The organism is Actinoplanes octamycinicus (genome assembly GCF_014205225.1).
GTDB lineage: Bacteria > Actinomycetota > Actinomycetes > Mycobacteriales > Micromonosporaceae > Actinoplanes > Actinoplanes octamycinicus.
Map to the genome: position 1 here is coordinate 975,461 of NZ_JACHNB010000001.1, position 25,899 is coordinate 1,001,359.

Here is a 25,899-nt window from a genome sequence, read left to right on the forward strand (position 1 = left end):
ATGCCGATCGGCTTCGCACCTCCGGCCCGGCTAGTCAGGTGTAGAATTTCCTAAACTTCAGGCCCGTGACAGGATGGGAGATCTTCGCGACGGACGAGTTCTACGCCTGGGCAGACACACTCGATGAGGTTTCTCTGCGACATCTCGTGCAAGCCATTGATCAGCTCGCCGAGGTGGGCCCGGGGTTGGGACGGCCACTCGTGGACCACATCGAGGGTTCACAGGTACACAACATGAAGGAGCTACGACCCGGTTCATCGGGACGAAGCGAGATTCGTGCCCTGTTCGTCTTCGACCCCTGGCGGTCAGCGATCCTGCTCATCGGCGGAGACAAGTCCGGTAACTGGTCCGGGTGGTATCGCACGGCGATTCCGGCGGCCGAGCAGTTGTACGCGCGGTACCTGAAGGACCGCCAGAACGAGGAGGCGTGACCGTGCCCGGATACCACAAGTGGAGCGACATCCGAGCCGAATTCGTGGAGAAGGCCGGCGGCGAGGAGGCCATCGCTGAAGCTCGCCGGCAGAGCCAGGCGTATGTCAACGGATACCGACTGGCGGAACGACGGAAGGCGATCGGGCTGACCCAGGTCGAGGTCGCCGAGCGGATGGGCGTGACCAAGGGCCGCGTCTCCCAGATCGAACGCGGCGAGGTCTCCACCGTCGACGCGATCGCCCGCTACGTCCACGCGCTCGGCGGCTATCTCCAGATCTCCGCCGTTTTCGGCGACGACCTGTACATCCTGCGCGGCACCGACCCGCAGGCCGCCTGACCCGTTCTCGGTACGGCAGGGAGCACCTGCCGTACCGAAAAAGTCCTGGTCAGAGGCGGACGACGGAGCGCGCGCCCTCGCCGCGGGCCATGCGGTCGAAGGCGGCCGGGACGTCGGCCAGGGTGATCCGGTCGGTGATCAGGTGGTCCAGCGACAGCTTGCCGTCCAGGACGTCGCGGGCCAGCGCCGGCACCTCGACGTCCGGGTCGGCCTGGCCGTAGACCGAGGCGCGCAGGGTCCGCGCCGAGGAGAAGATGTCCAGCGCGCCGAGCTGCACCATGTCGTCGGCCGCGCCCATCCCGACCACGGTGACCTGGCCGCCGCGCCGGGTGGCCCGCCACGCGGCCCGGATCGTCGAGGGCCGGCCGACGCACTCGATGGCGTGGTCGGCGCCGCGCCCCTCGGTGCGCACCCGCACGTCCTTGGAGAGCGCGTCCGAGGAGACCACGAAGTCGGTCGCGCCGGCCGCCTCGGCCAGCCCCTTCTTCGCCTCGGTGACGTCGACCGCGATCACCTGCCCGGCACCGGCCGCCCGGGCCGCCGCCACCACCGACAGCCCGACCCCGCCGAGGCCGATCACCAGCACCGACTCGCCCGGCTGCACCCGCGCGGTGTTGCGCACCGCGCCCGACCCGGTCAGCACCGAGCACCCGAGCAGCGCCGCCAGTTCGAAATCGAGTTCCTTCGGTACGCCGATGACCGCGTTCTCCGGGGCCACCACCTGCTCGGCGAACGCGCCCAGCCCGAGGCACACGTGCACCGGCGCCCCGTCCAGGGTCATCCCGTTCTCCAGCGCGGCCACCCCGGACGAGGTGGCGCACAACCAGGGCTGCCCGTGCTCGCAGAACCAGCAGCTGCGGCACGGCGGCTGCCAGTTCAGCACCACGTGGTCGCCGACCGCGGCCCGGGTGACGTGCTCGCCGACCTCGACCACCTCGCCGGCCGCCTCGTGCCCGAGGACCAGCGGGTGCGGCGGCCGCAACGTCCCGTTGATCATCGAAAGGTCGGAGTGGCAGACGCCGGCCGCCCGGACCCGGACCCGCACCTGGCCCGGGCCGACCTCGGGCAGCCGCAGCTCCTCGACGGCGGCCGGGACGCCGGCCGTCCGGACCACCAGCCCGGGGATGTAGTGGCTCATCGCTGGATCGCCTTCACCTGCTGGAACTCCTCCAGGCCGTATCTTCCCAGCTCCCGGCCGATGCCGGACTGCTTGTACCCGCCGAACGGGGCGAACGGGTTGAACGCGCCGCCGTTCACGTCGACCGCGCCGGTACGCAGCCGCCGGGCCACCGCGAGGGCCCGCTCGTCGCTGCCCCACACCGCGCCGGCCAGGCCGTACTTCGAGTTGTTGGCGATCGCCACGGCCTCGTCGTCGGAGTCGAACGGGATGATCGACAGCACCGGGCCGAAGACCTCCTCCTGGGCCAGCTCGCTGTCCGGGTCGACGTCGGCGAAGACGGTCGGCGCCACGAAGTGGCCGGTGGCCGGCACCGGCGCGTCCAGCCCGCCGGCCACCAGCCGGGCCTGGGCCCGCTCGATGAAGCCGCGGACCCGCTCCCGCTGCCCGGCCGAGACCAGCGGGCCGAGCCGGGTGGCCGGGTCGAACGGGTCGCCCACGGTGTACCCGGCCGCGGTCTTGGCGGCCAGCTCCACCGCCTCGTCGTAGTGGCTGCGGTGGACCAGCATCCGGGTCCAGGCGGTGCAGGTCTGGCCGGAGTTGAGGAACGCGTTGCCGACCCCGACCTTGACCGCCTTGACCAGGTCGGCGTCCTCCAGGATCAGGTTCGCCGACTTGCCGCCCAGCTCCAGGGAGACCTTGGCGATCCGGTCGGCGGCGGCGTGGGTGATCGCCCGGCCGGTCGCGGTGGAGCCGGTGAACGAGATCAGATCGACGTCCGGGTGCCCGGCCAGCGCCGCGCCGACCACCGGCCCGGTGCCGGTGACCAGGTTCAGCACGCCGGGCGGCAGGCCGGCCTCGTGCGCCGCGTCGAAGAGCAGGAACGCCACCAGCGGGGTGAGCTCGCTCGGCTTGAGCACCACCGTGCAGCCGGCCGCGAGCGCCGCCCCGACCTTCGCCACCACCTGGTGCAGCGGGTAGTTCCACGGGGTGATCGCGCCGACCACGCCGGCCGCCTCCCGGACGATCAGCGAGTTGCCGATCGTCTCCTCGGTCACCGGCTGGGCGGCCAGCTCGGCGTACCCCTTCAGCACGGCGAGCGGCAGGCCGGCCTGGACCGCCTGGGCGATCTTGAGCGGGGTGCCCAGCTCCTGCCCGACGGTCCGGGCGATGTCGGCGGCCCGGGCGGCGAGCGCCTCGTGCAGGCGGCTCAGGGCGGCGCCGCGCTCGGCGAGCGGCAGCCCGGCCCAGCCGTCGAAAGCCTGCCGGGCGGCGGAGACCGCGAGGTTCACGTCCTCGGCGGTGCCGGCCGGCACGTGGCCGAGCACCTGCTCGGTGTACGGGTTCTCCACCTCGATCCGGTCGCCGGAGTCGGGCGGCACCCACGCGCCACCGATGTAGAGCTGTTCGCGGAATTCCGACGTCATCGGCGTACCCCTTGGTCGTAGTGATCGGACAGGCCGGCGATGAGCACGTCCAGCCCGAGTTCGAAGGCGCCCTCGTCGACCGCGGCGCGGTGGGCCGCCAGCTCGTGGGCGCGGTGCAGGTGCGGATAGGTGTCGTAGAGGCCCGGGTCGTCGGCGAAGCCGAGCGCGAACGAGCCGAGCGCCGACCCGGTGATCAGGTAGCGCATCAGCGCGCCGATGTGGGTGGCCCGGGACCGGGACCAGCCGGCGTCGATCAGCGCGCCGTAGACCGCCTCGGCCATCGCCAGCCCGTGCGGCCGCCGGCCCGGCCCGGTGGCCAGCACCGGGACGATGTTCGGGTGGGCGGCGAGCACCGCGTGGTACGACTTCGCCCAGAGCCGCAGCCCCTCGCGCCAGTCGCAGTCGGCGAACACCCCGATGTCCACCTGGGCCACCACCGCCTCGGCGACCGCGTCGACGATCTCCGCCTTGGTGGCGAAGTGGTTGTAGAGCGACGGGCCCTGCACGCCGAGCTCGGTGGCGAGCCGCCGCATCGAGAGCGCGTCCAGGCCCTCGGCGTCGATCAGGGCGGACGCGGCCTCGACGATGCGCTCCCGGGTCAGCAGCGCCTGCCGGGGCCGGGCCATATGGCAACTCCCTGGAAATTCGGAATCAGCACTGGACGCGCAAAAACTTACGCCGCTAGTTTATGCGCAAGCTGCGACGTACATCACTCGGAGGCGATCCGTATGACGACTTTGTCCCTGGCCACCGTTCTGGCGGAGAGCGCGCGCCGATACCCGGACAAAGTAGCGGTGATCGACGCGGGCGCCCGGATCACCTACCACGAGCTGTGGCAGCAGACCCGGGAGTACGCCGCCGGGCTGCGCGAGCTGGGCATCGGCCCGGGCGACACGATCGCCGTGATGATCCCGAACGTCGCCGACTTCCCCCGGGTCTACTACGCGGCGCTGGCCGTGGGCGCCCGGGTGGTGCCGGTCTCGCTGCTGCTGACCGCCGACGAGGTGGCCTACGTGCTGGCCGACAGCCAGGCCGACCTGCTGGTCACGCACTCGGCGTTCCTGCAGGTGGGCGCGGCGGCGGCGCAGATCTCCGGCACCCCGCTGGCCAACGTCGGCCCGCTGCCGGCCGAGCTGCCCGCCCCGCCGCGGCGGCTGGAGGAGGTGTCCGCGTCGGTGCCGGCGCTGCACACCTACGTGACCCGGGAGGCCGAGGACGTCGCGGTGATCCTCTACACCAGCGGCACCACCGGCAAGCCGAAAGGCGCCCTGCTCACCCACCTCAACCTGGTGATGAACGCGGCGGTCAACGTCTTCGACGTGCACCCGATCACCGGCGACGACGTGGTGCTCGGCTGCCTGCCGCTGTTCCACACGTTCGGCCAGACGGTCGGGATGAACGCCACCTTCCGGCTGGGCGGCACGCTGGTGCTGCTGCCCCGGTTCTCCGGCGAGGCGGCGATCGACCTGATCCTGCGGGAGAACGTGACGATCTTCCACGGCGTGCCGACCATGTACATCGGGCTGCTCGAGGCCGCGGCCAAGGCGGAGAAGCTGCCGCAGCTCAAGCTGTGCGTGTCCGGTGGCGCGTCACTGCCGGTCGCGGTGCTGGAGCGGTTCGCCGCCATCTTCGGGTCGCAGATCTGGGAGGGTTACGGGCTGTCCGAGACGTCGCCGACGGCGACCACCAACCAGCCGGCGTACGGCGCCAAGCCGGGCACCGTGGGCCACCCGATCTGGGGCGTCGAGGTGGAGATCGCCCGGCCGGAGATCCCGGAGCGGATCGAGTTCCTGCCGACCGGCGAGCTGGGCGAGATCGTGATCCGCGGGCACAACGTCTTCGCCGGTTACCTGAACCGGCCGGAGGCGACCGCGGAGGCCATCGTCGACGGCTGGTTCCGCACCGGCGACCTCGGCGTCAAGGACGAGCAGGGGTTCATCAGCATCGTCGACCGGACCAAGGACCTGATCATCCGGGGCGGCTTCAACGTCTACCCGCGGGAGGTCGAGGAGGTGATCGCCCGCCACCCGGCGATCCAGCAGGTGGCGGTGATCGGGGTGGCGGACGAGACGCACGGCGAGGAGATCTGCGCCGTGGTGGTGCTGGAGGACAAGGGCTTGACCGAGGAGGAGCTGATCGACTGGTCGCGGGAGCGGCTGGGCAAGCACAAGTACCCGCGGCAGGTCCGGTTCGCCGAGTCGCTCCCGCTCGGGCCCAGCATGAAGGTGCTCAAGCGGGAGCTGCGCGCCCAGTACTCGGGCAAGTAGCCTCGGCAGCTCTTCACTCAGGTCAGCAACCGAGGCAGCTCCGCGACGATCGGCACGTCGGCGGGCAACCACGGGACACTGTCCAACTGGTCCACGGTCAGCCAGCGCAGGGCGGAATGCTCCAGCGCCTCCGGGACGCCGCCGCCGAGCACCTCGACGGCGTAGACCCGGAGCACGGCCCGGCCGTGGGCCAGCGGGACGTCCGGGCCGACCCGGTCGCCGACCTCGACGGTGATGCCCAGCTCCTCGACGCACTCCCGGGCCAGGGCCTGCCGCTCGGTCTCGCCGCGCTCGACCTTCCCGCCGGGGAACTCCCATTTGCCGGCCGCCTCGGGCGGGGAGCTGCGCTGGCAGGCGAGCACCCGCCCGCGCTCGATGATCACCGCGGCGACAATCACCCTGGGTGATGGCGGCGACTTGACGTACTGTTCCGACGGCATGAGATCCAAGATCGCACAAAACTTCACCGATCAGGTTGCCCGAGCCGCCCCGATCGTCCCCCAAACACGGATATGTGGGCGTGGACATCACTGTCCCAACGGACGAGACTGTGCGTACCGACCATGACGACACGGCGACAGTTCGGCCACAAGCCGGCAACAACGCTTTGGGGGGTGCGGCCATGCGGGCTAGGAAACGCCGGAACAACAACGGCTCCGACTATCTGAGCGACGCCCTCGCTCTACTGGGCGGCTGGACTCGGGACGGTGTCCAGCTGCGGCGCGATCTCGCGTGCGACGACAGTCAGCACGCCGCCTTGACCGAGCGGATCCAGGTGGCCGCGGACACGCTGTCGATCCGGCCGAGCATCCGGCGCATCGACGGGCACACGCAGATCTGCCTGGGTGACCGGGACGGTGACGCGCTCACCGACCGTGACGTCACGCTCGCTGCCCGCATCGAGGATTTCTACCGCACCGTGCTCGAGCGTCCGTAGTCCCGCCGGACTACGCTGCGCCGCATGAGCGACGTGGCATACGACAACAAGGGCCAGCTGGAGCAGATCCAGAGCGGCCTGCTCGACGGAGAGACGATCATCGCGGTGTACGACGCGATCGGCGCCGGCACCGGCTTCATCGGCCTCACCAACCGGCGGATCATCGTCCAGGACAAGTCGTTCGTCGGGAAGAAGTTCGCCATCACCAGCATCCCCTACTCCAAGGTGAGCGCGGTGAGCGTGGTCAGCAACAAGAGCTGGGCCGGCCAGTTCTTCTCCAGCGGCGAGATCGCGATCACCGTCGGCACCCACGTCTACGAGATCGAGTTCCGCGGCTCGGAGAAGGCTCACCACGTGCACCAGGTCATCCTCGGCTACGCCTCCTGACCCACGGTCTCACGGCCCGCCGACGGCCTGGGTGAGATCCCAGACGTACCGCCGGCCGGCGGGCTTCTCGTCCCTCCAGACCACCTCCCAGCGGCCCAGGTGATCACGGACCGGCTCGCTGATCGCGCCGTAGCCCTGCCGCTCCTTGACGCTCGGCGGCTGGTCGCTGTCCGGGAACGTGAACGTCACCACGAACCGGGTGAACGCCGACGGCGTGCCGCTCGCGGTGGGCAGCCGGTCGTCCCAGACCAGCTGGTCCCAGCCGCGCTCGCGGAGCGGCCGCCACAGCCCGCGCGGGCGGTACTCGACCTCCCACTCGGTCGGCGTGGTCATCGCCGGATCGAAGATCAGCCACAGCCGCAGCAACCGGGTCTGCTCCAGCGGCAGCGGCGTGATCGTCCCGCCGACCGGCCGCACCGCCTTGAAGTCGATCGCGTCCAGCCGGTTCAGCCGGTCCGTGTCGGTCGGCACGATCGGCCGCATGGTCCGGTGCGTGACCAGCGGCTCCGGCGTGGTGGTCCGCTTCTCCACGATCCGGTCGCTGGCGTCGTCGTCGCCGACCGCCACGATCACCTCGAGGGTCTCCTGGAAGAGCGGCTTCTCCCGGTCGCTGATCCGCTGGATGGCGTCCAGGTAGTGCTGGTGCCCGGCGCGCTGCAGGGCCAGCGCCTTGGTCGCCTCGAGCAGCTCGGCGCGCAGCTGGCGGATCTTCAGGACGAAGGCGATCTGCCAGAGCCGGATCACGAAGTAGAGCAGGCAGGCGAGGAAGACCGCGGTCAGCGCCCACTGGGCGGCCCGCGCCGGGACCTCGGCGAGCTGGGCGACGCCGGAGGCCAGTCCGACGAGCACGATCAGCACGTTCAGGGTGCCCCTGAACACTGTCTGATACCTGGACGGCGATGCCGACATCTTCCCCATGATGCCGAGCCGAACCCGCAGGACAAATCCCGTTAAAGAGTGACCTTGCCCGATCTGGGGTGGCTGTTCGACCGATGTTCGACAACCGTACGGACGAGGGGGCATGCCACACCGGCCGCCCCGCGAACGGTTACCGGCGAGTAACTATTGCTGCCTCGCCGAGCCGCGCCGCATGCTACCCGGAGGTCCGAACACCGCCGTCCATCTATGCCCCTGACCCCCCGGAGGCGATCACCGGTGCTGGCTCACCTGCAGAAGCCGCTGACCCGGAGGCCGAGCCGCGAGTTGCTCGGCAGCGATCTCGACCCGGCGCCCGCGGGCGGCGAGGAAGGGGGCCAGCCACACCGGCTGGCGGTGCTCCTCGGCGCGAACACGGTGTTCGCGATGGCGTTGCTGCTCTCGGCCGTCCTGGTCGGACTGGCCACGGTAGCGCTGCACTGACCCCCGCGCCGGCCCTTACCGGCAGCTGCCGCCCTCGCCGCCACGCTTCGCCGTCGTCGTCATCGCTTCCCCTCTGCAGTTGACTCCGCAGTTGTCTGCCGCCGGGTAGTTTAGCCGGGCACGCCGGTCAGTTCGGATATTCCGGGAGAACCCGGGTCGGCAGCACGGTTTCGGTCACTGTGCCGTCGGGGGCGCGTTTGAGTTCGTACCCCAAAGGTCCCTCGCGGTCCGCCACCGCCTCCTCCAGTGACGTGCCGCGGTACACCAGCCCGGCGCCGTCGTCGGTGGCGAAGCCGTCCGGCAGCGTGCCGTCGCCGATCAGCTCGTGCATCTTCGGCCGGCGCTGCTCCTCGGCGTCGTAGTGCACCCCGTTGCTGTACGGCAGCCAGCCCAGCCCGTCGGTGAAGCCGCGCAGCCGCAGCCCGTAGCTGTCCGTGCTGCCCCCGGCGTGCCAGCAGATCGAGCCGGCCGACACGCCGCTCATCACCACGCCGGCCTGCCACGCCTCGTGCAGGATCTCGTCCAGCCCGTGCACCCGCCAGACGGCGCAGAGGTTCGCCACGCTGCCGCCGTCCACCCAGATCACGTCCTGGGCGAGCAGGTGCGCGCGGATGTCGTCGACGTTCGGCATCGGGAACAGCTGCAGGTGCGACATGGTGAATCTGGTCCCGGCGAAGGCCGAGTAGAACGCGCCGATCCGGGTGTCGGGGTCGCCGGTCGCCTGGGTCAGCACGCAGATCTTCGGAGCCTTCGTGGCGTTGGCCAGCTCCGCCGCGAAATGGTGGATCCGGCCCGGCCGGATGTCGAAGAGGCCCCGCCGGCCGCGCTGGAACCCGGCACTGGTGGCGAGAATGGTGGGAATGTCCGCGGTCATCGCAACATCATCGCGCACGCCTCGGTGGTCTCCAGCACGAGATCAGCGGCGATGTCGATGGCCAGGGTCAGGTGCAGCGGGTCGTTGTTGACCGCGGAGAACGCGGCGTCCACCCGCTCCTGGAACTTCGCCGGCGCACCGGGCAGCCGCCCGGCCGCGGCCATCGCGCCCTTCTCGTTGATCAGCCACTGGCCGGCCGCCCCGTGCAGCGCGTGCGCCAGCACCCCGACCAGCCGGAACAGGCAACCGGCGACGTAGCTGGTGTCGAACCGCGGCACGCCCTTGCGGGCCAGGCCGACCAGGAAGTCGGCCTCCCACAGCCCGGCGACCAGTGCCTCGGCCAGCGGGCGCGGGTACACCTGGACGCGGCGGCGCAGGGCGGCCAGCTCGCCGGTCGGGTCGGCCAGGACCCGGCCCAGGGCGAGCTCCCCGGCGTACGCGAAATCCGGCACGCCGAGCGGATGCCCGCCCTGCGCGTGGAACGCGTACCGGCCCTGCTCGGCCTCGTCCCAGCAGCGCAGCACCCGGTCCAGGTCCCGGTAGATCCAGTCGACCGGGTGGTCGCCGATCCGCAGCCAGCCGCCGCCGTCCACCCACGGGCCCCACTCGCCGACCGCGGTCACCCGGGCCTTCTCCCCGGCCACCGCGACGGCCAGCTCGCCGAGCCGGCCGGTGTCCAGCGGCGCCCGGTAGTAGAGCCCCAGGTCGGTGTCCGACTCCGGGGAATGCGTCTGCCGGGCCCGGCTGCCGCCGAGCACCACGCCGACCACGCCGGGAACGGTGACCAGGCGCTGCGCCATCTCGGTCAGTGCGGCATCGGTGAGAGCCATGCCGCCAGCCTAGGGCGCACCGGCGTCCGATTCAGCACAGTGTGGCCGGTTCCAAACGAACATCCGCCAGCGACTCCGGGTCGAGCAGCGACAGGTCCTCGTCGGTGACGGTGAGCGGCCCGCTCTCCGGCTCCCGGGACGACGCGGGCTCCGGCTCCCCGGGCGCGTTCGCCTCCGGGCAGCCGGCCCGGCCCAGCGGCACGCACAGGTTCAGCGCGCACGACCCGTCCCGCTGCACGCCGAAGACCACCACCCGCTGCTCCGGCTGCCGGGTCACCGTGGTGTCCAGCACCCGGCGCCCGGACGGCTTCCCGTCGACCAGGGTGACCAGGTAGCGGACCAGCTCCTCGCCCGGCGTGCCGGGGGACTGCACCTTGCGGACGCCTCGTGGCAGCGTCTCGTCCCGGACCACCCGGGTCGGGAACGGGATCGGCCGGGTCTCCACGTCGGTGCGGGTGGTCACCACCGGCTCGGCCTTCGGCCGGTCCTTCGCCCGCTTCTTCGCCACGCGCGGGGAGCGTGGCCCGGTCCGGTCGGCCGGGTCCTCGGCGCGGGCCCGGGTCAGCTCGGCCCCGGTCTCCACGGCGGCCCGGGCCTGCCGTCCGGAGACCGGCGGGACCGGCTGGACCGGGACGTGCACGTGGCGCCGGGGCACCGGCTCGGCGGCGGCCGCCTCCCGGCTGACGATCTCCGGGTCCTCGTCCAGGCGCGCGGCGCCCGGATCGGCGGCGATGGCCTGCTCAGCGGTCGCGGCCGGCTCGTCGCCCCCGACGAGCACGGCGGCGCCGGCCACACCGCCGCCGAGGAGCACCAGCAGCGCGCTGGTGCCGGCGGCCATGCGGACACCGAACGGCAGGCGGGCCCACCAAGACTTTCGTGGCATTTCGAGCAGATGCTGCAGAGAGTCACTAGTTGTCTGGTTTTGCACCAAAGCATTGTGGCTTGTCCGGCTTCGTCAGCAAGCATCTGACGGTCACCCGAAAAGATGACTTCGCGGCGAACCGCCCCCGTTTCCGCCCGGCCACCTGTGTGCACTCCCGCCGTACGATCACAGGCATGCCACCAGCCTCCGGACCCCCCGTCCCGTTGAGCCCGGCGGAGGAGGCGGTGATGCGCGCGCTCGGCCGCTTCCTGCTCGTCATGCCGCGCGCGCTGGACGCCGACCTGATGCGCGAGCAGCGCATGTCAGCCAGTGAGTACTCGGTGCTGCGGCACCTCTCGGAAACCCCGGATCAGCGGATGCGGATGAGCGAGCTGGCCGCGGCCTGCGACATGTCGCTGAGCGGGATGACCCGCCTGGCGGCCAAGCTGGAGTCGCTCGGCTACCTGAAACGGATCCGGTGCGAGGAGGACGCCCGCGGGGCCAACGCGGTGCTCACCGAGCGCGGCCTGGAGCGGCTGCGCGAGGCCTGGCCGACCCACCTGGCCAGCGTCCGCCGGCACATCTTCGACCACCTGGGCGAGCTCGACCTGGACCGGCTGGCCAGCGCGTTCGCCGCGATGGCGACCGACTCATAGCCGCCGCTCGAAGCATCGGGAGATCGGCGAGCCGACATACTTGCCGTAGAGCGGGATCTCCCGGTAACCCTCGCGCTCGTAGAAGCGGATCGCATCCGGCTGCTCCGTGCCGGTCTCCAGCCGCACCGTGGTCCAGCCGCGCTGCTTCGCGGCGTCCTCCAGCGCCCGCAGGATCGCGGTGGCCACCCCGGACCCGCGGCTGGCCGGCGTCACGAACATCCGCTTGACCTCGACGCTGTGCTCGTCCAGCCGGCGCAGCGCGCCGCAGCCGACCGCCTCGCCGCCCCGCGACGCCACCAGGAAGACGTCGATCTCGCCGGCCACCGGCGCGCCGCCCGGCTCGTGGTCGTCGCACCCGTAGCGCTCGTCCAGCTCGGCCCGCTGCGCCGCACGCAACGCCACGCCGGCGGCGTCGTCCCAGGATCGCTCTTCGATGGTCCAGCTCACGAGCCCTCCCCCATGTCAGACCATTTTCACGGTACGACCGGGGCCGGTCCCGCCTGCCCGGCCGTGACCCTCGCCTCCTTTTGCTCAGCGTCTCCACCCAGCGTCTTTGCCCAGCGCCCTTGCTCAGCGTCTTTTGTCCAGCGCATCTGTTCAGCGGAGCGCTGGGAACACCGTGCCCGCGACGATCGCGCCGGCCAGCGCGCCGACCACCACCTGCGCCGGGGTGTGCGCGGTCAGCCGCACCCGGGCCCACCCGCCGAGCAGCACCAGCGGCGTCCCGAGCAGCGCCACCGGCCCGTAGATCGCGGTCAGCGTGGCCAGCGTCCCGGCCGCCACCCCGGCGTGGATCGACATCTTCCACCAGTGCGTGACCAGCGCGAAGATCACCAGTCCCAGCCCGCCGGCGGCCAGCAGCGCCAGCACCTCCCGCGGCGCGCCGAGCAGCAGCATCACCACCAGCCCGGCACTCAGCGACCCGACCCCGAACAGCAACGGCAGCCGCCGCGCCGCCCGGTCCGGGATGTGATGGTCGGTGAGCCGCCCGGTCCGCACCCCGTGCAGCACATAACCCAGCGGGATCACCGCCGCGAAGACCGCCCCGGGCAGCCCCCACCAGCGGGACACCCCGGGCGCCTCCCCGGCATGCCACCCGACGACCAGGAGCAGCGCCGCCACCAGCACCGCCGGCGCCAGCACCTCCGAAACAACATGAGCGATACGGTCGCCCACCACCCGCCCCGCGTTGATCACGACGCCATTCTGGCAGGCAGCCCCGGGATTTCCCCACCATCACGCCCGCCGATATACATATGCCCATCGCTGAATAGCGGGAAAAACCGATAAAAGCGGTCCGCGGCCATCAATGTTCCACGTTTCGTGGATACCGTTCCGGCATGCATTGTCCGCACAGCCGAACCGCCGTTCTGGAGCGCTACGATGACGGCATGACCGCGGTGCCTGAGTGGATGCGCCCGCCCCGCGCCGAGGGCTGGTTCGCCGACGATCTCGACCATCTTCCCGAAGCCCCGAGTCATACCGAGCTGATCGATGGAGCTCTCGTCTTCATGATGTCCCCCCAACGAATCTGGCACACCGTCGTCATCGACGAATTACGCAGCGCTCTCCGGCGGGAAGCACCGGCGGGCATTGAGGTTCTGCGAGAGATCACGATTCGGCTCGACGACCGGAATCGTCCCGAGCCCGACATTCTCGTCACGGCGGACTCTTACGATCTCGGCGCCACCTTCTTCACGCCCGATCAGGTGTCCCTGGTGATCGAGGTGGTCTCTCCGGAGTCCGCGTACCGCGACCGGACGATCAAGCTGCGGAAATACGCGGAAGCCGGCATCGCGCACTACTGGATTGTCGAGGAAGAGGACCGAGCGCCGGTTGTCCACGTCTACGAACTCGACCGACCGACAGGCGCCTACGCAGCAACCGGAATCCACCGCACCGCATTGCGCACCCCGGTCCCGTTCCTGATCGAGATCGACCTGACCAAGCTGATTCCCGGCCGCCGCGGCTGAACCCGGGGAACACGGCCCGGCAGCACCACGGAAGCCTCACACCGCGACAAGCCGGACCCGGTCTCCGCAGAGCTTCACCATGTCGTCGATATCGGAAGTCACCATGACCACGGGGCGGTGTTGCCGCAGCGCGGCCTCGGCGACCACCGCATCGATCGCGTACTTGTGCCCATGCAGACCGGCATCCATCAGCAGCCGCGACGCTGACCTCGCTTCCTCCTCACCCACCGGGATCACCCGCAATCCGGAAAGCACCCAGCTCAGGCGAGCCCGATGGGTACGGGCATGGACAGCCTCGATGATGGTGAGTGCGCTGATCACCGCCTCCATGCCGCGCGAGCGCGCCTCGGCGACCAGAGCGACCACCTGCTCATCATCGGCGAGCAGCTTGGAGAGCCCTTCGCTGTCGAGAACCAGCGTCCCTTCGTGGCTCAGCTTGCGGCGGGCCACTCCCCCTCCTCGGCGAACACTTCGTCGAAGACCTGCCGCGCCCGGTGGCGGGCCTGAGCGGAGACCGGACCCTTACGAACCTCGTAATCCGCCAGGTACTCATCGAGAATCTGCCCGCGCAGCTCTCGCTCGACTGCCTCGGCGATGAACGCCGAGAACTCTCGCTTGCCCACCCGCGCCCGGATCGCCTCGGCGGTCCCCTCCGGCAGCGACAGGCTCACCCGCGTCGCCGGCCCTTCGCCGATGCCAAATGCTGTCTCGCCCATGCCGCCAGTGTGTCAAACGAGTAGGAAAACCGCCAAGAGGAGCACCGTTCCATCACAAGGACGAAGGCCCGACTCCGAAGAGCCGGGCCCCCTCCCGTCCAGGCACGCGGCCTGATCAGCCTTCACACGTTGAAGCGGAACTCCACCACGTCGCCGTCCTTCATGATGTAGTCCTTGCCCTCCATGCGGACCTTGCCGGCCGCCTTCGCCGCGGACATCGAGCCGGCCGCGATCAGGTCGTCGTAGCTGACGATCTCGGCCTTGATGAAGCCGCGCTGGAAGTCGGAGTGGATCACGCCGGCCGCCTCGGGGGCGGTCGCGCCGACCGGGACGGTCCAGGCGCGGGCCTCCTTCGGGCCGGCGGTCAGGTAGGTCTGTAGGCCCAGCGTCTCGAAGCCGACCCGGATCAGCCGGTTCAGCCCGGGCTCCGACTGGCCGGTGGACTGGAGCAGCTCCAGCGCCTCGTCCTCGTCCAGCTCGATCAGCTCGGACTCGATCTTCGCGTCCATGAAGACCGCCTCGGCCGGGGCGACCAGGGCCCGCAGCTCGTCCAGGAACGCCTCGTTGCCCAGCTCGGCCTCGTCGACGTTGAACACGTACAGGAAGGGCTTGGTGGTCAGCAGGTGCAGCTCGCCCAGCAGGTCCAGGTCGACGCCCGCGGAGGCGGCGCCCTGGTAGAGCGTGACACCGTCGTTGAGCAGCTTGAACGCGGCCTCGGCGGCGGCCACCGTGGCGGCCTTCTCCTTCTTGAGCTTGGCCTCCTTCTGCAGGCGCGGCAGCGCCTTCTCGACCGTCTGCAGGTCGGCCAGGATCAGCTCGGTGTTGATCGTCTCGATGTCGTCGGCGGGCGACACCTTGCCGTCGACGTGCAGCACGTTCGGGTCGGAGAAGGCGCGCACCACCTGGCAGATCGCCGACGCGTCGCGAATGTTCGCCAGGAACGCGTTGCCCCGGCCCTGCCCCTTGGAGGCGCCGCGGACCAGGCCGGCGATGTCGACGAAGCTCACCGGCGCCGGCAGGATCTTCTCGCTGCCGAACAGCTCGGCCAGCTTGCCGAGCCGCTCGTCGGGCAGCCCGACCACGCCGACGTTGGGCTCGATCGTCGCGAACGGGTAGTTCGCGGCGAGCACATCGTTCTTGGTCAGGGCGTTGAACAGGGTGCTCTTGCCGACGTTGGGCAGGCCGACGATTCCGATGGTGAGGCTCACGGAACGCCAGTCTACGCAAGCCTCACCGGAAGAACTTCCGCAGTTCCGCGGCGACCAGCGCGGGCTTGCCGCTGTTGTCCGCGGCGAGATGCCCGACGCCGCTCAAGGTCACCCGGCGCACGCGCGGCAGCACCGGCTCCAGACCGATCAACACCGCTGTGAGGTACGCCGGGGAGCGCTCGCCGCCGAGCAGCAGCGTCTCCGCCTCGACCATCGCATACGTGCTGAGCAGGCCGGCCGCGTCCTCGACCACGGCCGCGTCGAGCCGCATCGTCGGCACCAGCGCGGCGATCTCGGGGTTGCGCACCGCCAGCCCGGCGAGCGGCAGCAGGGCGGGACGGGGCAGCAGCCGCGCTCCCCCGGTGCCCTTCACCACGGTGGTGAACGCGGCGGCGGTCCGGCCACGGGAGAGCTCCGCCTCGTACCGGGAAAGCCAAGCGACCGGATCGTGCCCGCCGTGCTTGAGCGGCGGCTCGTAGAGCGCGAGGCGCTCGATCGGCAGCTCCATCGCCGCGCGCAGCGCGATGACCGCCCCGGAGCTGAGCCCGAACACGTTGCGCGCCCCGGTCTCGTCGAGCACCGCCGCCAGGTCCGCGATCTCGGCGCGCAGCCCGTGGCCGGCCGCGGCCGGTCCGCTCGCGCCCCGTCCGCGCCGGTCCGGCACGTAGACGGTGAAGTCGCCGGCCAGCAGGTGGGCCAGCCGGGTGAGGTTCGCCGAACTCTGCAGACCGCCGTGCAACAGCACGACCTTGGGTCCCCCGTCACCGAAGGCCCGCCACCGGATGTCCGTCCGCGCCAAAGTCTCCATGATGTCAACCGTAGTTGACACAACGCGATGCCGTCAACCGCGGTTGACAGCACTCCCGGTCCGGACCGGCGGACGGTCATGTCCGAAACCCGCCAGCCGACGCGGGGGCGGGCGGAGCAGACTCGACGGCATGGAGCTGGACTTCGAGCGTTGCTACCGCGCTGTCGACAGCCGCGACCAGCGGTTCGACGGGTGCTTCTACACGGCGGTGCGGACCACCGGGATCTACTGCCGGCCGTCCTGCCCGGCGGTCACCCCGAAACGGGAGAACGTCACGTTCTACGTCAGCGCGGCCGCCGCCCAGCGCGGCGGCTTCCGGGCCTGCCGCCGCTGCCGGCCGGACGCCGCGCCCGGCTCACCGGAGTGGGACGCGCGGGCCGACACGGTCGGCCGGGCGATGCGGCTGATCGGCGACGGAGTGGTCGACCGGGAAGGCGTGTCCGGGCTGGCCAGCCGGCTCGGCTACACCGAACGGCACCTCAACCGGATGCTCACCGCGGAACTCGGCGCCGGGCCGCTGGCGCTGGCCCGGGCGCAGCGCGCGCAGACCGCGCGGATCCTCGTCGAGACGACCGACCTGGGGTTGGCGGAGATCGCGTTCGCGGCCGGGTTCGGCAGCGTGCGGCAGTTCAACGACACGATGCTGGAGGTGTACGCGCAGGCGCCCGGCCGGCTCCGGGAGACCCGGCGCGCGGTCCAGGGCGAAGCCGGCACGATCAACCTCCGGCTGGCCTACCGGGCGCCGCTGCACGTCGCGTCGCTGCTCGGGTTCCTCGGGGCGCGGACCCTGCCCGGGGTCGACGAGTTGGACGGGGACACGTACCGGAGAGGTCTGGTGTTGCCGCACGGCAGCGCGACCGTGGCGCTGCGGCCGGCCGATCGGTGGGTGTTCGCGACGTTGCGGCTCAGCGACGTGCGGGACCTGGCACCGGCGGTGGCGCGGTGCCGGCGGCTGCTGGACCTGGACGCCGACCCCGATGCGATCGACGGGACGGTCGGGGCGGATCCGGCACTCGCCGCGGCGGTCCGGGCGGAGCCGGGGGTGCGGGTGCCGCGGGCGGTGGACGGGTTCGAGATGGCGGTCCGGGCGGTCGTGGGGCAGCAGGTGAGTGTGTCGGGGGCGCGGACGACGCTGGGGCGGATCGTGCGGGCGGCTCGGGAGGCTGGGGCTTCCGGTGAGTTGCTCGGGTCCGAGGAGTCGCGGGGGTCCGAAGGATTCGAGTCGTCCGCTGATCTCGGCCCTGCGGGCCCCGCCCCCGCCCCCGCCGCCACCAACCACCTCGCCGGATTCCCGACCGCCGAATCCGTAGCCGATCTCCCCGACTCCGCCTTCGGCATGCCGGCCACCCGCCGAGACACCATCCGCGCCCTGGCCGCCGCCGTAGCCGACGGCAAACTCGACCTGGACCCCACCGCCGACCGCGCCGAGACCACCGCCCGCCTGCTGGAACTCCCCGGCATCGGCCCCTGGACCGCCGGCTACGTCGCCATGCGCGCCACCGGTGACCCGGACGTCTTCCTCCCCACCGACCTGGCCGCCCGCCGAGGCGCCGCCGCCCTCGGCCTCCCCGCCACCGCCAAGGCCCTCGCCGAGCACGCCGAACGCTGGCGCCCGTGGCGCTCCTACGCCCTGGTCCGCCTGTGGCGAGCCGCCTGACCCGAAGCTACCCCGCCATCCCACCCACCCCGCCGGATATCCACAGGCAGTCCGGTTGTCCACAAGCCACAAACGCAGCCTCCGGAATTCCGCCAGGCTGTGGTCCCCCCACTTCCGAGGAGCTGATGAGCGATGTTGCGTCACGCGACGATGGACACCCCGGCCGGCCCGTTCACCCTGGTGGTGGCGGAGTCCGGTGCGGTTCGCGCGGCCGGGTTCACCACCGACGTGCCGGAGCTGACCAAGTTGATCCACCCGTCGCTGGTCGAGCCGGCCGAGCCGGCTGACGACGTCGGGCCGGCGCGGTCCGCGGTCCGGGCCTATTTCGACGGTGATCTGCTCGCGCTGGACACGGTGGCGGTCGAGCAGCACACCCGGGGCGTGTTCATGGGGCACGCCTGGGCGGTGATGCGCGAGATCAAGCCGGGCGACCCGGTGACCTATTCGAGGTATGCGGTGCTGGCCGGCCGCCCGGCGGCGATCCGGGCGGCGGCCGCGGCGTGCGCGCGCAACGCGGTGGCGCTGATCGTGCCCTGTCACCGGGTGCTGCGCACCGACGGGTCGCTGGGCGGCTACCGCTGGGGCCTGCCGGTGAAGTCGTGGTTGCTGGAGCACGAGTCGGCGGGCTGACCCGCTGGCGGGCGGGCGGCACACTGGGGCGTGTTGCTGCCGCGCTGTGCCGCCTGCGGCCGGATCATGACGCTGACCGGCTTCCTCACCGCGAACGGTGAGCTGGTCTGTCAGCGGCACACCGGCGCCCCGCAGTCCGTCTGTTGTGGACTGCCGGCCGATCCCGCGCTCGGCACGGACCGCCCGCTGTGCCCGCGGTGCGCGGTGACCGCGGTCCGCACCCAGCAAGACGTGAAGCGGGTGCTGCCGCCGATCGCGGCGCGGCTGCGGGCGTTGTCGATCCGCACGACGACACCGGTGCGGGTGCGGCTGGTGCCGTTCAGCGAGTTGCAGGGCCGGATCGCCGGGCACGGTGACGTGCTCGGCGTGACCGTGTCGCTGGGCAGCGAGGTGGTCGACCTGATGGTGGTCCGGGATCTGCCGCTGGCCCGGTTCGGCGCGGTGGTCGCGCACGAGGTGATGCACGCCTACCTGGCCCAGCGGGGGTTCGGGATGCTGCCGCCGGCGGTCGAGGAGGGGCTGTGCCAGCTGCTGGCGCACGCCTGGCTGAAGGATCAGCCGGGGGCGCCGGCCGAGTGGGAGCGCCGCCGGATCGCCACCAACCCGGATCCGGTGTACGGCGACGGTTTCCGGGCTGCCCGGGCCGCCGCGATCCGGACCGGCAGTGTCCGGCGGATGCTGGAGCACGTGCGCCGCTGCGGTGATTTCCCGGACCCGTGAGGGTGCGCGCGCTGTCTAGGCTGATCGACGACCGTTCCCACCCGCCGCGCGCTGGAGGAACCATGGTTCCCGACGACCGTACCCTCGCTCTGGCCTTCTATCTGCTGGTCGACGTGTCGTATTCGATGGACGGCGCGCCGCTGGACGCGGTGAATCGGATCCTGCCCGAGGTGGTGGACACCATCGAGGAGAGCCCGACGCTGGGTGACGTGGTCCGGTTCGGCGCGCTGGACTTCTCCGACGACGCGCGGACCGTGGTGCCGCTCGGCGATCTCCGCGACGTGCGGGCGATCCCGCAATTCACCGCCCGCGGCGGCACGTCCTACGCCGCGGCGTTCCGGCAGTTGCGCCTGGACATCGAGCGCGACCTGGCGAAACTGCGGGCGGACGGCTTCCAGGTGTACCGGCCGGCCGTCTTCTTCGTCACCGACGGGGCGCCGACCGATGACGTGCCGGAGCTGCGGGCCGCGTTCGCCGAGCTGACCGATCCGTCGTTCCGCGGCCGGCCGAACATCATTCCTTTCGGGGTGACCCCGGAGCTGCCGAAAGCGGTGCTGGACCCGTGGGTCTACCCGAAGCCCGGTGACCGCGGCAAGCCGATGCGCAGCTATGTCTACAGTGGCTCGGGCGACGCCGCGACCGCGATCCGGCAGATCGCCGAGGTGCTGATCAGTAGCATCGTGGCCTCGGCGAACTCGGTTAACGAGGTGGGCACGGCGGGCGGTTTCGTGCCACCCGACGACGATGATCTGGGCGACTGGATCTGAGATGGCGGAGCGGGCCACCGATGACGGCCAGCCCTGGTCGCGGCTGGCGAGCCGGCGCTGGGTGGTGGGTGACGCCGGGCGGCAGGCGGCGGTGCGGGCCCGGGTGCCACGGCTGTTCCGGTCGCCGCCGCCGGACATCGTGGCCGACGGGGCGGAGGCGGGCGGGCTGACGTTCCGGGCCGCGTCGGTCCGCGGTCCCGGGCATCAGGAGCGGGCCGAGCCACGCCAGGACGCGTACGCGGTCCGGTTCACCCGCGATCAGGGCTGGCTGGCCGGGTGCGTCGCGGACGGGGTGTCGGCCGCGAAACGGTCCCACGAGGCGGCCGCGGCGATCTGCGAGACGGTCGCGCAGACGCTGGTCGATCACCTGATGACCGGCGCGCCGGTGGCGGCGTTCGGCTGGGACGGGGCCGCCCGCGTCGCCGGTGACGCGGTCGTCGAGCTGGCCCGGCCGTTTCTCACCGACGGGACGGTGACCGACGAGAGGGTCCGCTCGATCATGTCGGCGACCGCGCTGGCCTTCGCCGTGGCGACCGAGCCGGACCCGGACGGTGGGCACCGTGCCGTGCTGGCCAACCTCGCCGGCGACTCGGCCGCGTTCCTGCTGACCGGCGCCGGCTGGCAGCCGCTGACCGCGGTGAAGAACGCGGGCGCCGCGATCGTCGACAGCCGGGTGCGGTCGCTGCCGGCCGCGGTCCGGGTCACCCCGCACGAGTTCGTGCTGCTCCCCGGCCAGGTGCTGGTGGTGATGACGGACGGGCTCGGTGATCCGTTCGGGTCCGGCGCCGGCGCGGTCGGCGAGTTCCTGCGCGGCCACTGGGGCACGCCCCCGGATCCGCTGGCGTTCGCGCAGCACGTCGCGTTCTTCCGCAAGTCGTTCACCGACGACCGGACGGCCGTCGTGGTCTGGCCGGGTCCGGCCCGATGACCGCGTTGACCGTCCGCGCCCTGGGCCCGTTGCGGCAGCTGGCTCGGGGCGGCACCGCGACCGTCTTCCTCGCCCCGGAGCTGCGGCTGCCCGGGCTGCCCGGCGAGCAGTTCGTCTACAAGCGGTACACCGACGCGACGAAACGGCGGGCCGGCCCGTCGCTGACCACCGGCCTGACCGGGTTCGTCCGGTTCCGCGACCGGCTGCCGGAGGCGCAGCGGGCGGCGTGGGACGCCCGGATCATCTGGCCGGTCGGCGTGGTGGTGGACGAGGACGGCGCGGCCGGCGGCGTGGTGATGCGGCTGATCCCGGACCGCTATTTCCAGGACTTCCGGAAACGCTCGGGCGGCGTGCACCGCAAGCCGCGGGAGATCGAGACGCTGTTCGGCGACGACGAGACGGCGCTGCGCAAGGGGCTGCCGGCGGTCGGGGTGACCGACCGGCTGCGGTTGATCCGGGCGGTCGCCGCGGCCTACGGGATGATGCACAAGCAGGGCGTGGTGGTCGGCGACATCTCCGGCCGCAACATCATCTACGACCCGGGCCCGGTCCGGCCGTCGGTGCTGGTGGTCGATGTGGACAGTGCCCGGATCAAGGGGAACCGGGCGGTGTTCGGGATGCAGCCGCACACGCCGCACTGGCAGCCACCGGAGGCGCTGGCGGCGAGCGCCGAGCTGGCCGGCTGGGACGGCGCCGACGAGGACCTCCGGGACCGGTTGCGGGACCGCTGGGCGATCCAGAGCACGAAGACCGACGTGTACAAGTTCGCGCTGATGACGGTGCGGATCCTGGCGAACGGCCGGGGTGGCGCGGTGAGCCGGGACCCGTCCCGCGCGCGCCGCGTCCTGCGCGACATGCTGGGCGAGCCGGCCGCGGTGCTGCTGGACGCGAGCCTGTCCCCGACCCCGGCCGACCGCCCCGCCATCCGGGATTGGTACGACGCGCTCCAGCCGTCCGGGCAGGAGCGGCCTCCGGAGGTGTCCCGGCAGGTCAGCGGCGGCTGGGTGTGGGTGGACGGGCAGGGCTGGGTGCGCGGCTCTCAGGTCTCGCCGTAACGCCGGATCGGGCTCGGGTGCCAGCGCCCGGTCCCCGGTCCGGGAGCCGGCGACGGCTGCGCCGCCGGATGTCCGGCGAGCCAGTTCAGGTCCGCTTCGTTCCAGGTCAGATCACCCGGCTCGCGTACGCGTACCGCGTCGCAGTCGGTGACCAGCACCTCGACTTCGGGGGTCAGCCGGTAGTGCACCGAGTCGAGCGCGTGCCCGCCGAGCCGGACGTCGTGCCGGTGGGCCAGCTCGACCAGCTCCCGCAGGGCCGGCCGGAGCAGCTCCCGGTGCCCGGGCGGCGCGTCCGCGAGCCGCCGGTCCCGGAACCGCTCCGGGACGTCCGGCGCGAGCAGCCCGGTGACCTCGGTCGCCCCGCCCGCGACGACGAGCCGCAGCGGCCACAGCATCCGGCCGGTCAGTTCGGTGGCGTGCTCGCCCAGCGCGACCATCCGCAGCAGCGGGGCGAACGGCTGCGCCGGGTCGAGGAACCGCCGGTAGACCAGTGGCCGCCGGTCCGGGTCGAGGCCGGGCGCCACGGCGGGGTGGACGTCGGTGAGCGGGGCGTGCCGGTGTTCGTACCCGAGCACCAGGGTGTTCTCCGGGACCACCCAGCGGTCGTAGGAGATCCGCGGAGCGCCCGCCCCCAGCGCCCGGCGGACCGTCGCGACCACCCGGAAGGCGACGCCGGTCAGCGTGTCGTCCGCGCCGGCCAGGGCGATCTCGACGTCACGGCCCGCGCCGAGCTCGGCGAGCAGGTCGAAGTCGGCGCCGGGCAGTGCGACGAACAGCACCCGGGGCGCCCAGTCGCGCGTCTCGTCGGCGTGCAGGGTGCGGGTGAGCAGGGTGTCCAGGGCGGCGGCCCGCTCGTGCGGCTGATCGGCGGAGCGGCCGCCGACCAGCACCACGACGCACGGCGTGCGCACGTCGGCGGTGTCGTCCTCGAGCATGGTGATGTCGCTGCGGATCAGCCGGCGCAGGGCGAGCAGCGCGGCGCCGAGCCGGGCCGGGCCGGTCGCGGCGGTGGTCAGCCGGGGCGGCCGGACCGCGGCGTCGGCCTGCTGCAGCTGGACCAGCGGGACCAGGTCGTCGGCGCCGGTGTGCAGCTCGATGCTCCAGCGGACCGCGTCGGCCAGCTCCGGGTCGGCGGTGAGCTGCTCGGCCAGATGGGCCAGGAGCAGGTCGGCGGTGGCCCGCTGCCGGTCCGGCGCGCCGCCGGCGACGTCGCAGAGCAGGTACAGCGGCTGGATGGTCAGCCGCTCGGTTTCATCGATCACCCGGATCCCCCGGCCCCGAGGTTATCCACAGCGGACCACTGTCGCGCTTGTCCACAGGCGACGAAAACGCCGGTGCGGGGCAGCTCCGGCAACCCTAGGCTGACCGGCATGACTGATACGGGAACCGGGCGCCCCGGCCTTCCCGAGCGGCCGTCGCTGGACGGCCTCGAGGACAAGTGGGCGCCGCGCTGGCAGGAGGAGGAGACGTATGCGTTCGACCGCTCGAAGGAGCGTGCGGACGTGTTCGCGATCGACACCCCGCCGCCGACCGTATCCGGCGAGTTGCACGTCGGCCACGTCTTCTCGTTCACCCACACCGACCTGGTCGCGCGGTTCCAGCGGATGCGCGGCAAAGCAGTCTTCTACCCGATGGGCTGGGACGACAACGGCCTGCCCACCGAGCGCCGGGTGCAGACCGTGTTCGGCGTCCGCTGCGACCCGTCGCTGCCCTACCAGCCGGACTGGGAGCCGCCGCCCGGTCCGCCGCGGCCACCGGTCGCCATCTCCCGGCGCAACTTCGTCGAGTTGTGCGGGCGGTTGACCGCGCGCGACGAGGCGGCCTACGAGGCGGTCTGGCGGCGGATCGGGCTGTCCGTCGACTGGAGTCTGGGCTACACCACGATCGGTGACCGGGCGCGGGCCGTCGCGCAGCGGGCGTTCCTGGCCAACCTGGCGGCCGGCGAGGCGTATTCGTCCGAGGCCCCGACCCTGTGGGACGTCGGCTACCGCACCGCGGTCGCGCAGGCGGAGCTGGAGGACCGCGAGCGGCCGGGCGCCTTCCACACCCTGCGGTTCCACGGGCCGGCCGGGCCGATCGACGTCGACACCACCCGGCCGGAGCTGCTGCCGGCCTGTGTCGCCCTGGTCCACCACCCCGGCGACGAGCGGTTCGCCGGCGTCACGTCCGCGCGCAGCCCGCTGTTCGGCGTCACCGTCCCGGTGCTGGCGCATCCGCTCGCCGACCCGGGCAGGGGGACCGGCGTCGCGATGGTGTGCACGTTCGGCGACCTGACCGACGTCACCTGGTGGCGCGACCTGGACCTGCCCACCCGGGTGGTCCTGGGCCGGGACGGCCGGTTCCTGCCGGAGGCGCCGGCCGGCGTCCCCGGCGAGCTCTACCGTCCGCTGGCCGGGCTGGGGGTCGAGGAGGCCCGCCGGGAGACGGTCCGGTCGCTGCGTGCCTCCGGGGAGCTGATCGGCGAGCCCCGGCCGGTCCGGCACCCGGTCAAGTTCTACGAGAAGGGTGACGCGCCGCTGGAGATCGTCACCAGCCGGCAGTGGTTCATCCGCAACGGCGGCCGCGACGCGAAGCTGCGCGAGCGGCTGCTGGCGCGGGGCCGGGAGCTGCGCTGGGTCCCGGAGCACATGCGGCACCGCTACGAGCACTGGGTCACCGGGCTCACCGGGGACTGGCTGATCAGCCGGCAGCGGTTCTTCGGCGTGCCCTTCCCGGTCTGGTACCGGCTCGACGACGCTGGCGAGCCGGACCATGACCAGCTTCTCATACCGGACGATTCGGCATTGCCGGTCGACCCGACTTCGGACTGCCCGCCCGGGTTCGACGAGTCGGCGCGGGGCCGGCCGGGTGGCTTCGCCGCCGACCCGGACGTGATGGACACCTGGGCCACCTCGTCGCTGAGCCCGTGGATCGCCGCCGGTGACCTGGCCGGCAAGGTCTTCCCGATGGACATGCGGCCGCAGGGTCAGGAGATCATCCGGACCTGGCTGTTCGCCACGGTGCTGCGCGCCGAGCAGCGGGCCGGGGTGCTGCCCTGGCACACCGCGGTCCTGTCCGGCTGGGTGGTCAACTCCGACAACCGGAAGATGTCCAGTTCCCGGGGCCGGCTGGTGCCGGCGAGCGCCCCGATCGAGCAGTTCGGCGCGGACGCGGTGCGGTATTGGGCGGCGAGCGGGCGGCCGGGGGTCGACACGGCGTACGACCCGGCCCAGCTGAAGGTCGGTCGGCGGCTGGCGACGAAGCTGCTGAACGCGTCGCGGTTCGCGCTCGGGCTGGGCGCCGGGCGGGCGCTGCGCGAGCCGGTCGGCGAGCCGCTCGACCGGGCGATGCTGGGCCGGCTCGCCGAGGTGGTCACGGCGGCGACCGAGGCGTTCGACCACTTCCAGCACACCGACGCGCTGCAGGCGGCGGAGACGTTCTTCTGGACGTTCTGCGACGACTACATCGAGCTGGTGAAAGACCGGGCGTACGGGTCCGGTCCGGGCGCCGACTCGGCGCGGGCCGCGCTGGCCGCCGGGCTGTCGGTGCAGTTGCGGCTGTTCGCGCCGTTCCTGCCCTACGTCACCGAGGAGGTCTGGTCGTGGTGGCGTTACGGCTCGGTGCACCGGGCGACCTGGCCGACCCGGTACGAGCTGACCCGGGTGGCCCCGGAGAGCGAGCCGGCCCTGCTGGACCTGGCCGGCGACGCGCTGCGCCAGATCCGCCGGGCCAAATCGGACCGCAAGCTGTCGATGCGGACCGAGGTGCCGCTGGCCGAGGCGCTCGGTCCGGGACCGGTGCTCGACCGGCTGGAGCTGATCGACGGCGACGTCCGGGCGGCCGGGCGGATCGCCAAGCTGGATCTGCTCCGCGATCGGACCCCGGAGCTGGTGATCGCCTGCGCGTTCTGAGCGGGACCGCGCCCGGCCGGTGATCGCCTGCTGGTTCCGGGCCGGGGAAATGCCGGGATCTC

30 protein-coding genes are annotated in these 25,899 nt (G+C 72.0%); 15 read left to right on the plus strand and 15 right to left on the minus strand.

Annotation, left to right across the window (positions count from 1 at the left end):
* Positions 1 to 65 precede the first annotated feature (65 nt).
* Together BJY16_RS04235 and BJY16_RS04240 are read left to right on the plus strand one after the other, a co-directional pair.
* Complete coding sequence (locus BJY16_RS04235; protein ID WP_185037808.1) at positions 66 to 431, plus strand: type II toxin-antitoxin system RelE/ParE family toxin; 366 nt, start codon at positions 66 to 68, stop codon at positions 429 to 431.
* Between the two features lie 2 nt (positions 432 to 433).
* Complete coding sequence (locus BJY16_RS04240) at positions 434 to 769, plus strand: helix-turn-helix domain-containing protein (RefSeq protein WP_185046261.1); 336 nt, start codon at positions 434 to 436, stop codon at positions 767 to 769.
* Positions 770 to 818: 49 nt separating this feature from the next.
* Here BJY16_RS04240 and BJY16_RS04245 read toward each other — a convergent pair whose 3' ends face one another.
* From BJY16_RS04245 to BJY16_RS04255, 3 genes are read right to left on the minus strand one after another with little or no spacing between them, the layout of a single operon-like run.
* Positions 819 to 1,907 (minus strand): alcohol dehydrogenase catalytic domain-containing protein, encoded by a 1,089-nt coding sequence (locus BJY16_RS04245; RefSeq protein WP_185037809.1) that lies wholly within the window; start codon positions 1,905 to 1,907, stop codon positions 819 to 821.
* On the minus strand, positions 1,904 to 3,313 hold the full coding sequence (locus BJY16_RS04250; protein ID WP_185037810.1) for an aldehyde dehydrogenase family protein: 1,410 nt from the start codon (positions 3,311 to 3,313) through the stop codon (positions 1,904 to 1,906). The genes BJY16_RS04245 and BJY16_RS04250 overlap by 4 nt, the downstream gene beginning before the upstream one ends.
* A complete protein-coding gene (locus BJY16_RS04255; RefSeq protein WP_185037811.1) occupies positions 3,310 to 3,939 on the minus strand; it encodes a TetR/AcrR family transcriptional regulator in 630 nt (209 codons plus the stop codon). Before BJY16_RS04255 ends, BJY16_RS04250 begins: the two co-directional genes overlap by 4 nt.
* Before the next feature lie 102 nt (positions 3,940 to 4,041).
* Between BJY16_RS04255 and BJY16_RS04260 the strand changes: the two genes are divergently transcribed.
* The gene (locus BJY16_RS04260; RefSeq protein ID WP_185037812.1) at positions 4,042 to 5,580 is read left to right on the plus strand and encodes a long-chain-fatty-acid--CoA ligase; all 1,539 of its coding nucleotides are present in this window, start codon (positions 4,042 to 4,044) and stop codon (positions 5,578 to 5,580) included.
* A gap of 17 nt (positions 5,581 to 5,597) precedes the next feature.
* On the opposite strand, the gene BJY16_RS04265 is transcribed toward BJY16_RS04260, so the two are convergent.
* Positions 5,598 to 6,020, minus strand: coding sequence for a (deoxy)nucleoside triphosphate pyrophosphohydrolase (locus tag BJY16_RS04265; RefSeq protein ID WP_185037813.1), 423 nt, complete (start codon positions 6,018 to 6,020; stop codon positions 5,598 to 5,600).
* 182 nt (positions 6,021 to 6,202) lie between these two features.
* On the opposite strand from BJY16_RS04265, the gene BJY16_RS04270 reads away from it, so the two are divergent.
* Both BJY16_RS04270 and BJY16_RS04275 read left to right on the plus strand, forming a co-directional pair.
* Complete coding sequence (locus BJY16_RS04270) at positions 6,203 to 6,517, plus strand: 4a-hydroxytetrahydrobiopterin dehydratase (protein WP_185037814.1); 315 nt, start codon at positions 6,203 to 6,205, stop codon at positions 6,515 to 6,517.
* A 24-nt stretch (positions 6,518 to 6,541) separates the two neighbouring features.
* Positions 6,542 to 6,904 (plus strand): PH domain-containing protein, encoded by a 363-nt coding sequence (locus BJY16_RS04275; protein ID WP_185037815.1) that lies wholly within the window; start codon positions 6,542 to 6,544, stop codon positions 6,902 to 6,904.
* A gap of 9 nt (positions 6,905 to 6,913) precedes the next feature.
* On the opposite strand, the gene BJY16_RS04280 is transcribed toward BJY16_RS04275, so the two are convergent.
* Positions 6,914 to 7,783, minus strand: a complete 870-nt coding sequence (locus tag BJY16_RS04280) for a hypothetical protein (RefSeq protein ID WP_239177623.1) — start codon at positions 7,781 to 7,783, stop codon at positions 6,914 to 6,916.
* Between the two features lie 276 nt (positions 7,784 to 8,059).
* Here BJY16_RS04280 and BJY16_RS04285 point away from each other — a divergent pair, with 276 nt between their 5' ends.
* The gene (locus tag BJY16_RS04285) at positions 8,060 to 8,263 is read left to right on the plus strand and encodes a hypothetical protein (RefSeq protein ID WP_185037817.1); all 204 of its coding nucleotides are present in this window, start codon (positions 8,060 to 8,062) and stop codon (positions 8,261 to 8,263) included.
* Positions 8,264 to 8,390: 127 nt separating this feature from the next.
* Here BJY16_RS04285 and BJY16_RS04290 read toward each other — a convergent pair whose 3' ends face one another.
* Genes BJY16_RS04290 through BJY16_RS04300 form a run of 3 tightly spaced genes read right to left on the minus strand, consistent with a single transcriptional unit; the run spans position 8,391 to position 10,805 of the window.
* Entirely contained in the window at positions 8,391 to 9,137 is a 747-nt protein-coding gene (locus BJY16_RS04290; protein WP_185037818.1) for a Type 1 glutamine amidotransferase-like domain-containing protein, read from the minus strand.
* The gene (locus BJY16_RS04295) at positions 9,134 to 9,967 is read right to left on the minus strand and encodes a nucleotidyltransferase domain-containing protein (RefSeq protein ID WP_185037819.1); all 834 of its coding nucleotides are present in this window, start codon (positions 9,965 to 9,967) and stop codon (positions 9,134 to 9,136) included. The genes BJY16_RS04290 and BJY16_RS04295 overlap by 4 nt, the downstream gene beginning before the upstream one ends.
* Positions 9,968 to 9,998: 31 nt before the next feature.
* Positions 9,999 to 10,805: a G5 domain-containing protein gene (locus BJY16_RS04300; RefSeq protein ID WP_185037820.1), complete on the minus strand. Its 807-nt coding sequence runs from the start codon at positions 10,803 to 10,805 to the stop codon at positions 9,999 to 10,001.
* 272 nt (positions 10,806 to 11,077) lie between these two features.
* On the opposite strand from BJY16_RS04300, the gene BJY16_RS04305 reads away from it, so the two are divergent.
* Entirely contained in the window at positions 11,078 to 11,485 is a 408-nt protein-coding gene (locus tag BJY16_RS04305) for a MarR family winged helix-turn-helix transcriptional regulator (protein WP_239177621.1), read from the plus strand.
* On the opposite strand, the gene BJY16_RS04310 is transcribed toward BJY16_RS04305, so the two are convergent.
* Positions 11,480 to 11,932 carry a GNAT family N-acetyltransferase gene (locus BJY16_RS04310; RefSeq protein ID WP_185037822.1) on the minus strand — a complete coding sequence of 151 codons (453 nt, stop codon included), beginning with the start codon at positions 11,930 to 11,932 and terminating at the stop codon, positions 11,480 to 11,482. The genes BJY16_RS04305 and BJY16_RS04310 overlap by 6 nt on opposite strands.
* A gap of 150 nt (positions 11,933 to 12,082) precedes the next feature.
* Entirely contained in the window at positions 12,083 to 12,682 is a 600-nt protein-coding gene (locus BJY16_RS04315; RefSeq protein ID WP_185037823.1) for a phosphoesterase PA-phosphatase, read from the minus strand.
* 194 nt (positions 12,683 to 12,876) lie between these two features.
* Between BJY16_RS04315 and BJY16_RS04320 the strand changes: the two genes are divergently transcribed.
* Entirely contained in the window at positions 12,877 to 13,458 is a 582-nt protein-coding gene (locus BJY16_RS04320) for a Uma2 family endonuclease (protein WP_185037824.1), read from the plus strand.
* A 36-nt stretch (positions 13,459 to 13,494) separates the two neighbouring features.
* Here the strand turns inward: BJY16_RS04320 and BJY16_RS04325 are convergent, their stop codons facing one another.
* The 4 genes from BJY16_RS04325 to BJY16_RS04340 form a co-directional block, all read right to left on the minus strand.
* Entirely contained in the window at positions 13,495 to 13,908 is a 414-nt protein-coding gene (locus BJY16_RS04325; RefSeq protein ID WP_185037825.1) for a PIN domain-containing protein, read from the minus strand.
* Entirely contained in the window at positions 13,890 to 14,174 is a 285-nt protein-coding gene (locus BJY16_RS04330) for a hypothetical protein (RefSeq protein WP_185037826.1), read from the minus strand. The genes BJY16_RS04325 and BJY16_RS04330 overlap by 19 nt, the downstream gene beginning before the upstream one ends.
* Positions 14,175 to 14,296: 122 nt before the next feature.
* Positions 14,297 to 15,382 carry a redox-regulated ATPase YchF gene (ychF, locus tag BJY16_RS04335; protein WP_185037827.1) on the minus strand — a complete coding sequence of 362 codons (1,086 nt, stop codon included), beginning with the start codon at positions 15,380 to 15,382 and terminating at the stop codon, positions 14,297 to 14,299.
* Between the two features lie 22 nt (positions 15,383 to 15,404).
* Positions 15,405 to 16,190, minus strand: coding sequence for an alpha/beta fold hydrolase (locus BJY16_RS04340; RefSeq protein ID WP_185037828.1), 786 nt, complete (start codon positions 16,188 to 16,190; stop codon positions 15,405 to 15,407).
* Between the two features lie 130 nt (positions 16,191 to 16,320).
* On the opposite strand from BJY16_RS04340, the gene BJY16_RS04345 reads away from it, so the two are divergent.
* The 6 genes from BJY16_RS04345 to BJY16_RS04370 all read left to right on the plus strand — a co-directional run bounded on the left by BJY16_RS04345 (position 16,321) and on the right by BJY16_RS04370 (position 21,947).
* Positions 16,321 to 17,847, plus strand: coding sequence for a DNA-3-methyladenine glycosylase 2 family protein (locus tag BJY16_RS04345; RefSeq protein WP_185037829.1), 1,527 nt, complete (start codon positions 16,321 to 16,323; stop codon positions 17,845 to 17,847).
* Between the two features lie 132 nt (positions 17,848 to 17,979).
* A complete protein-coding gene (locus BJY16_RS04350) occupies positions 17,980 to 18,477 on the plus strand; it encodes a methylated-DNA--[protein]-cysteine S-methyltransferase (protein WP_185037830.1) in 498 nt (165 codons plus the stop codon).
* 30 nt (positions 18,478 to 18,507) lie between these two features.
* A complete protein-coding gene (locus BJY16_RS04355) occupies positions 18,508 to 19,197 on the plus strand; it encodes a protein DA1 (protein ID WP_221501884.1) in 690 nt (229 codons plus the stop codon).
* 62 nt (positions 19,198 to 19,259) lie between these two features.
* Entirely contained in the window at positions 19,260 to 19,964 is a 705-nt protein-coding gene (locus tag BJY16_RS04360; protein ID WP_185037832.1) for a vWA domain-containing protein, read from the plus strand.
* 1 nt (position 19,965) lies between these two features.
* Complete coding sequence (locus BJY16_RS04365) at positions 19,966 to 20,892, plus strand: protein phosphatase 2C domain-containing protein (RefSeq protein WP_185037833.1); 927 nt, start codon at positions 19,966 to 19,968, stop codon at positions 20,890 to 20,892.
* Positions 20,889 to 21,947, plus strand: a complete 1,059-nt coding sequence (locus BJY16_RS04370; protein ID WP_185037834.1) for a hypothetical protein — start codon at positions 20,889 to 20,891, stop codon at positions 21,945 to 21,947. Before BJY16_RS04365 ends, BJY16_RS04370 begins: the two co-directional genes overlap by 4 nt.
* On the opposite strand, the gene BJY16_RS04375 is transcribed toward BJY16_RS04370, so the two are convergent.
* Positions 21,932 to 23,209, minus strand: coding sequence for a hypothetical protein (locus BJY16_RS04375; RefSeq protein ID WP_185037835.1), 1,278 nt, complete (start codon positions 23,207 to 23,209; stop codon positions 21,932 to 21,934). The two genes, BJY16_RS04370 and BJY16_RS04375, sit on opposite strands and share 16 nt — an antisense overlap.
* Before the next feature lie 108 nt (positions 23,210 to 23,317).
* Here BJY16_RS04375 and valS point away from each other — a divergent pair, with 108 nt between their 5' ends.
* Positions 23,318 to 25,837, plus strand: coding sequence for a valine--tRNA ligase (valS, locus tag BJY16_RS04380; protein WP_185037836.1), 2,520 nt, complete (start codon positions 23,318 to 23,320; stop codon positions 25,835 to 25,837).
* Positions 25,838 to 25,899 lie beyond the last annotated feature (62 nt).

Excerpts from the sequence above, each read along its gene's own strand:
- BJY16_RS04260 (WP_185037812.1), top strand. The coding sequence starts at position 4,042 with ATGACGACTTTGTCCCTGGCCACCGTTCTGGCGGAGAGCGCGCGCCGA.
- BJY16_RS04305 (WP_239177621.1), top strand. The coding sequence starts at position 11,078 with ATGCGCGCGCTCGGCCGCTTCCTGCTCGTCATGCCGCGCGCGCTGGAC.
- BJY16_RS04300 (WP_185037820.1), bottom strand. The coding sequence starts at position 10,805 with ATGGCCGCCGGCACCAGCGCGCTGCTGGTGCTCCTCGGCGGCGGTGTG.
- BJY16_RS04340 (WP_185037828.1), bottom strand. The coding sequence starts at position 16,190 with ATGGAGACTTTGGCGCGGACGGACATCCGGTGGCGGGCCTTCGGTGAC.
- BJY16_RS04255 (WP_185037811.1), bottom strand. The coding sequence starts at position 3,939 with ATGGCCCGGCCCCGGCAGGCGCTGCTGACCCGGGAGCGCATCGTCGAG.
- BJY16_RS04265 (WP_185037813.1), bottom strand. The coding sequence starts at position 6,020 with ATGCCGTCGGAACAGTACGTCAAGTCGCCGCCATCACCCAGGGTGATT.
- BJY16_RS04330 (WP_185037826.1), bottom strand. The coding sequence starts at position 14,174 with ATGGGCGAGACAGCATTTGGCATCGGCGAAGGGCCGGCGACGCGGGTG.
- BJY16_RS04290 (WP_185037818.1), bottom strand. The coding sequence starts at position 9,137 with ATGACCGCGGACATTCCCACCATTCTCGCCACCAGTGCCGGGTTCCAG.
- BJY16_RS04360 (WP_185037832.1), top strand. The coding sequence starts at position 19,260 with ATGGTTCCCGACGACCGTACCCTCGCTCTGGCCTTCTATCTGCTGGTC.
- BJY16_RS04295 (WP_185037819.1), bottom strand. The coding sequence starts at position 9,967 with ATGGCTCTCACCGATGCCGCACTGACCGAGATGGCGCAGCGCCTGGTC.
- BJY16_RS04250 (WP_185037810.1), bottom strand. The coding sequence starts at position 3,313 with ATGACGTCGGAATTCCGCGAACAGCTCTACATCGGTGGCGCGTGGGTG.
- valS (WP_185037836.1), top strand. The coding sequence starts at position 23,318 with ATGACTGATACGGGAACCGGGCGCCCCGGCCTTCCCGAGCGGCCGTCG.
- BJY16_RS04345 (WP_185037829.1), top strand. The coding sequence starts at position 16,321 with ATGGAGCTGGACTTCGAGCGTTGCTACCGCGCTGTCGACAGCCGCGAC.
- BJY16_RS04320 (WP_185037824.1), top strand. The coding sequence starts at position 12,877 with ATGACCGCGGTGCCTGAGTGGATGCGCCCGCCCCGCGCCGAGGGCTGG.
- BJY16_RS04370 (WP_185037834.1), top strand. The coding sequence starts at position 20,889 with ATGACCGCGTTGACCGTCCGCGCCCTGGGCCCGTTGCGGCAGCTGGCT.
- BJY16_RS04365 (WP_185037833.1), top strand. The coding sequence starts at position 19,966 with ATGGCGGAGCGGGCCACCGATGACGGCCAGCCCTGGTCGCGGCTGGCG.
- BJY16_RS04245 (WP_185037809.1), bottom strand. The coding sequence starts at position 1,907 with ATGAGCCACTACATCCCCGGGCTGGTGGTCCGGACGGCCGGCGTCCCG.
- BJY16_RS04275 (WP_185037815.1), top strand. The coding sequence starts at position 6,542 with ATGAGCGACGTGGCATACGACAACAAGGGCCAGCTGGAGCAGATCCAG.
- BJY16_RS04270 (WP_185037814.1), top strand. The coding sequence starts at position 6,203 with ATGCGGGCTAGGAAACGCCGGAACAACAACGGCTCCGACTATCTGAGC.
- BJY16_RS04350 (WP_185037830.1), top strand. The coding sequence starts at position 17,980 with ATGTTGCGTCACGCGACGATGGACACCCCGGCCGGCCCGTTCACCCTG.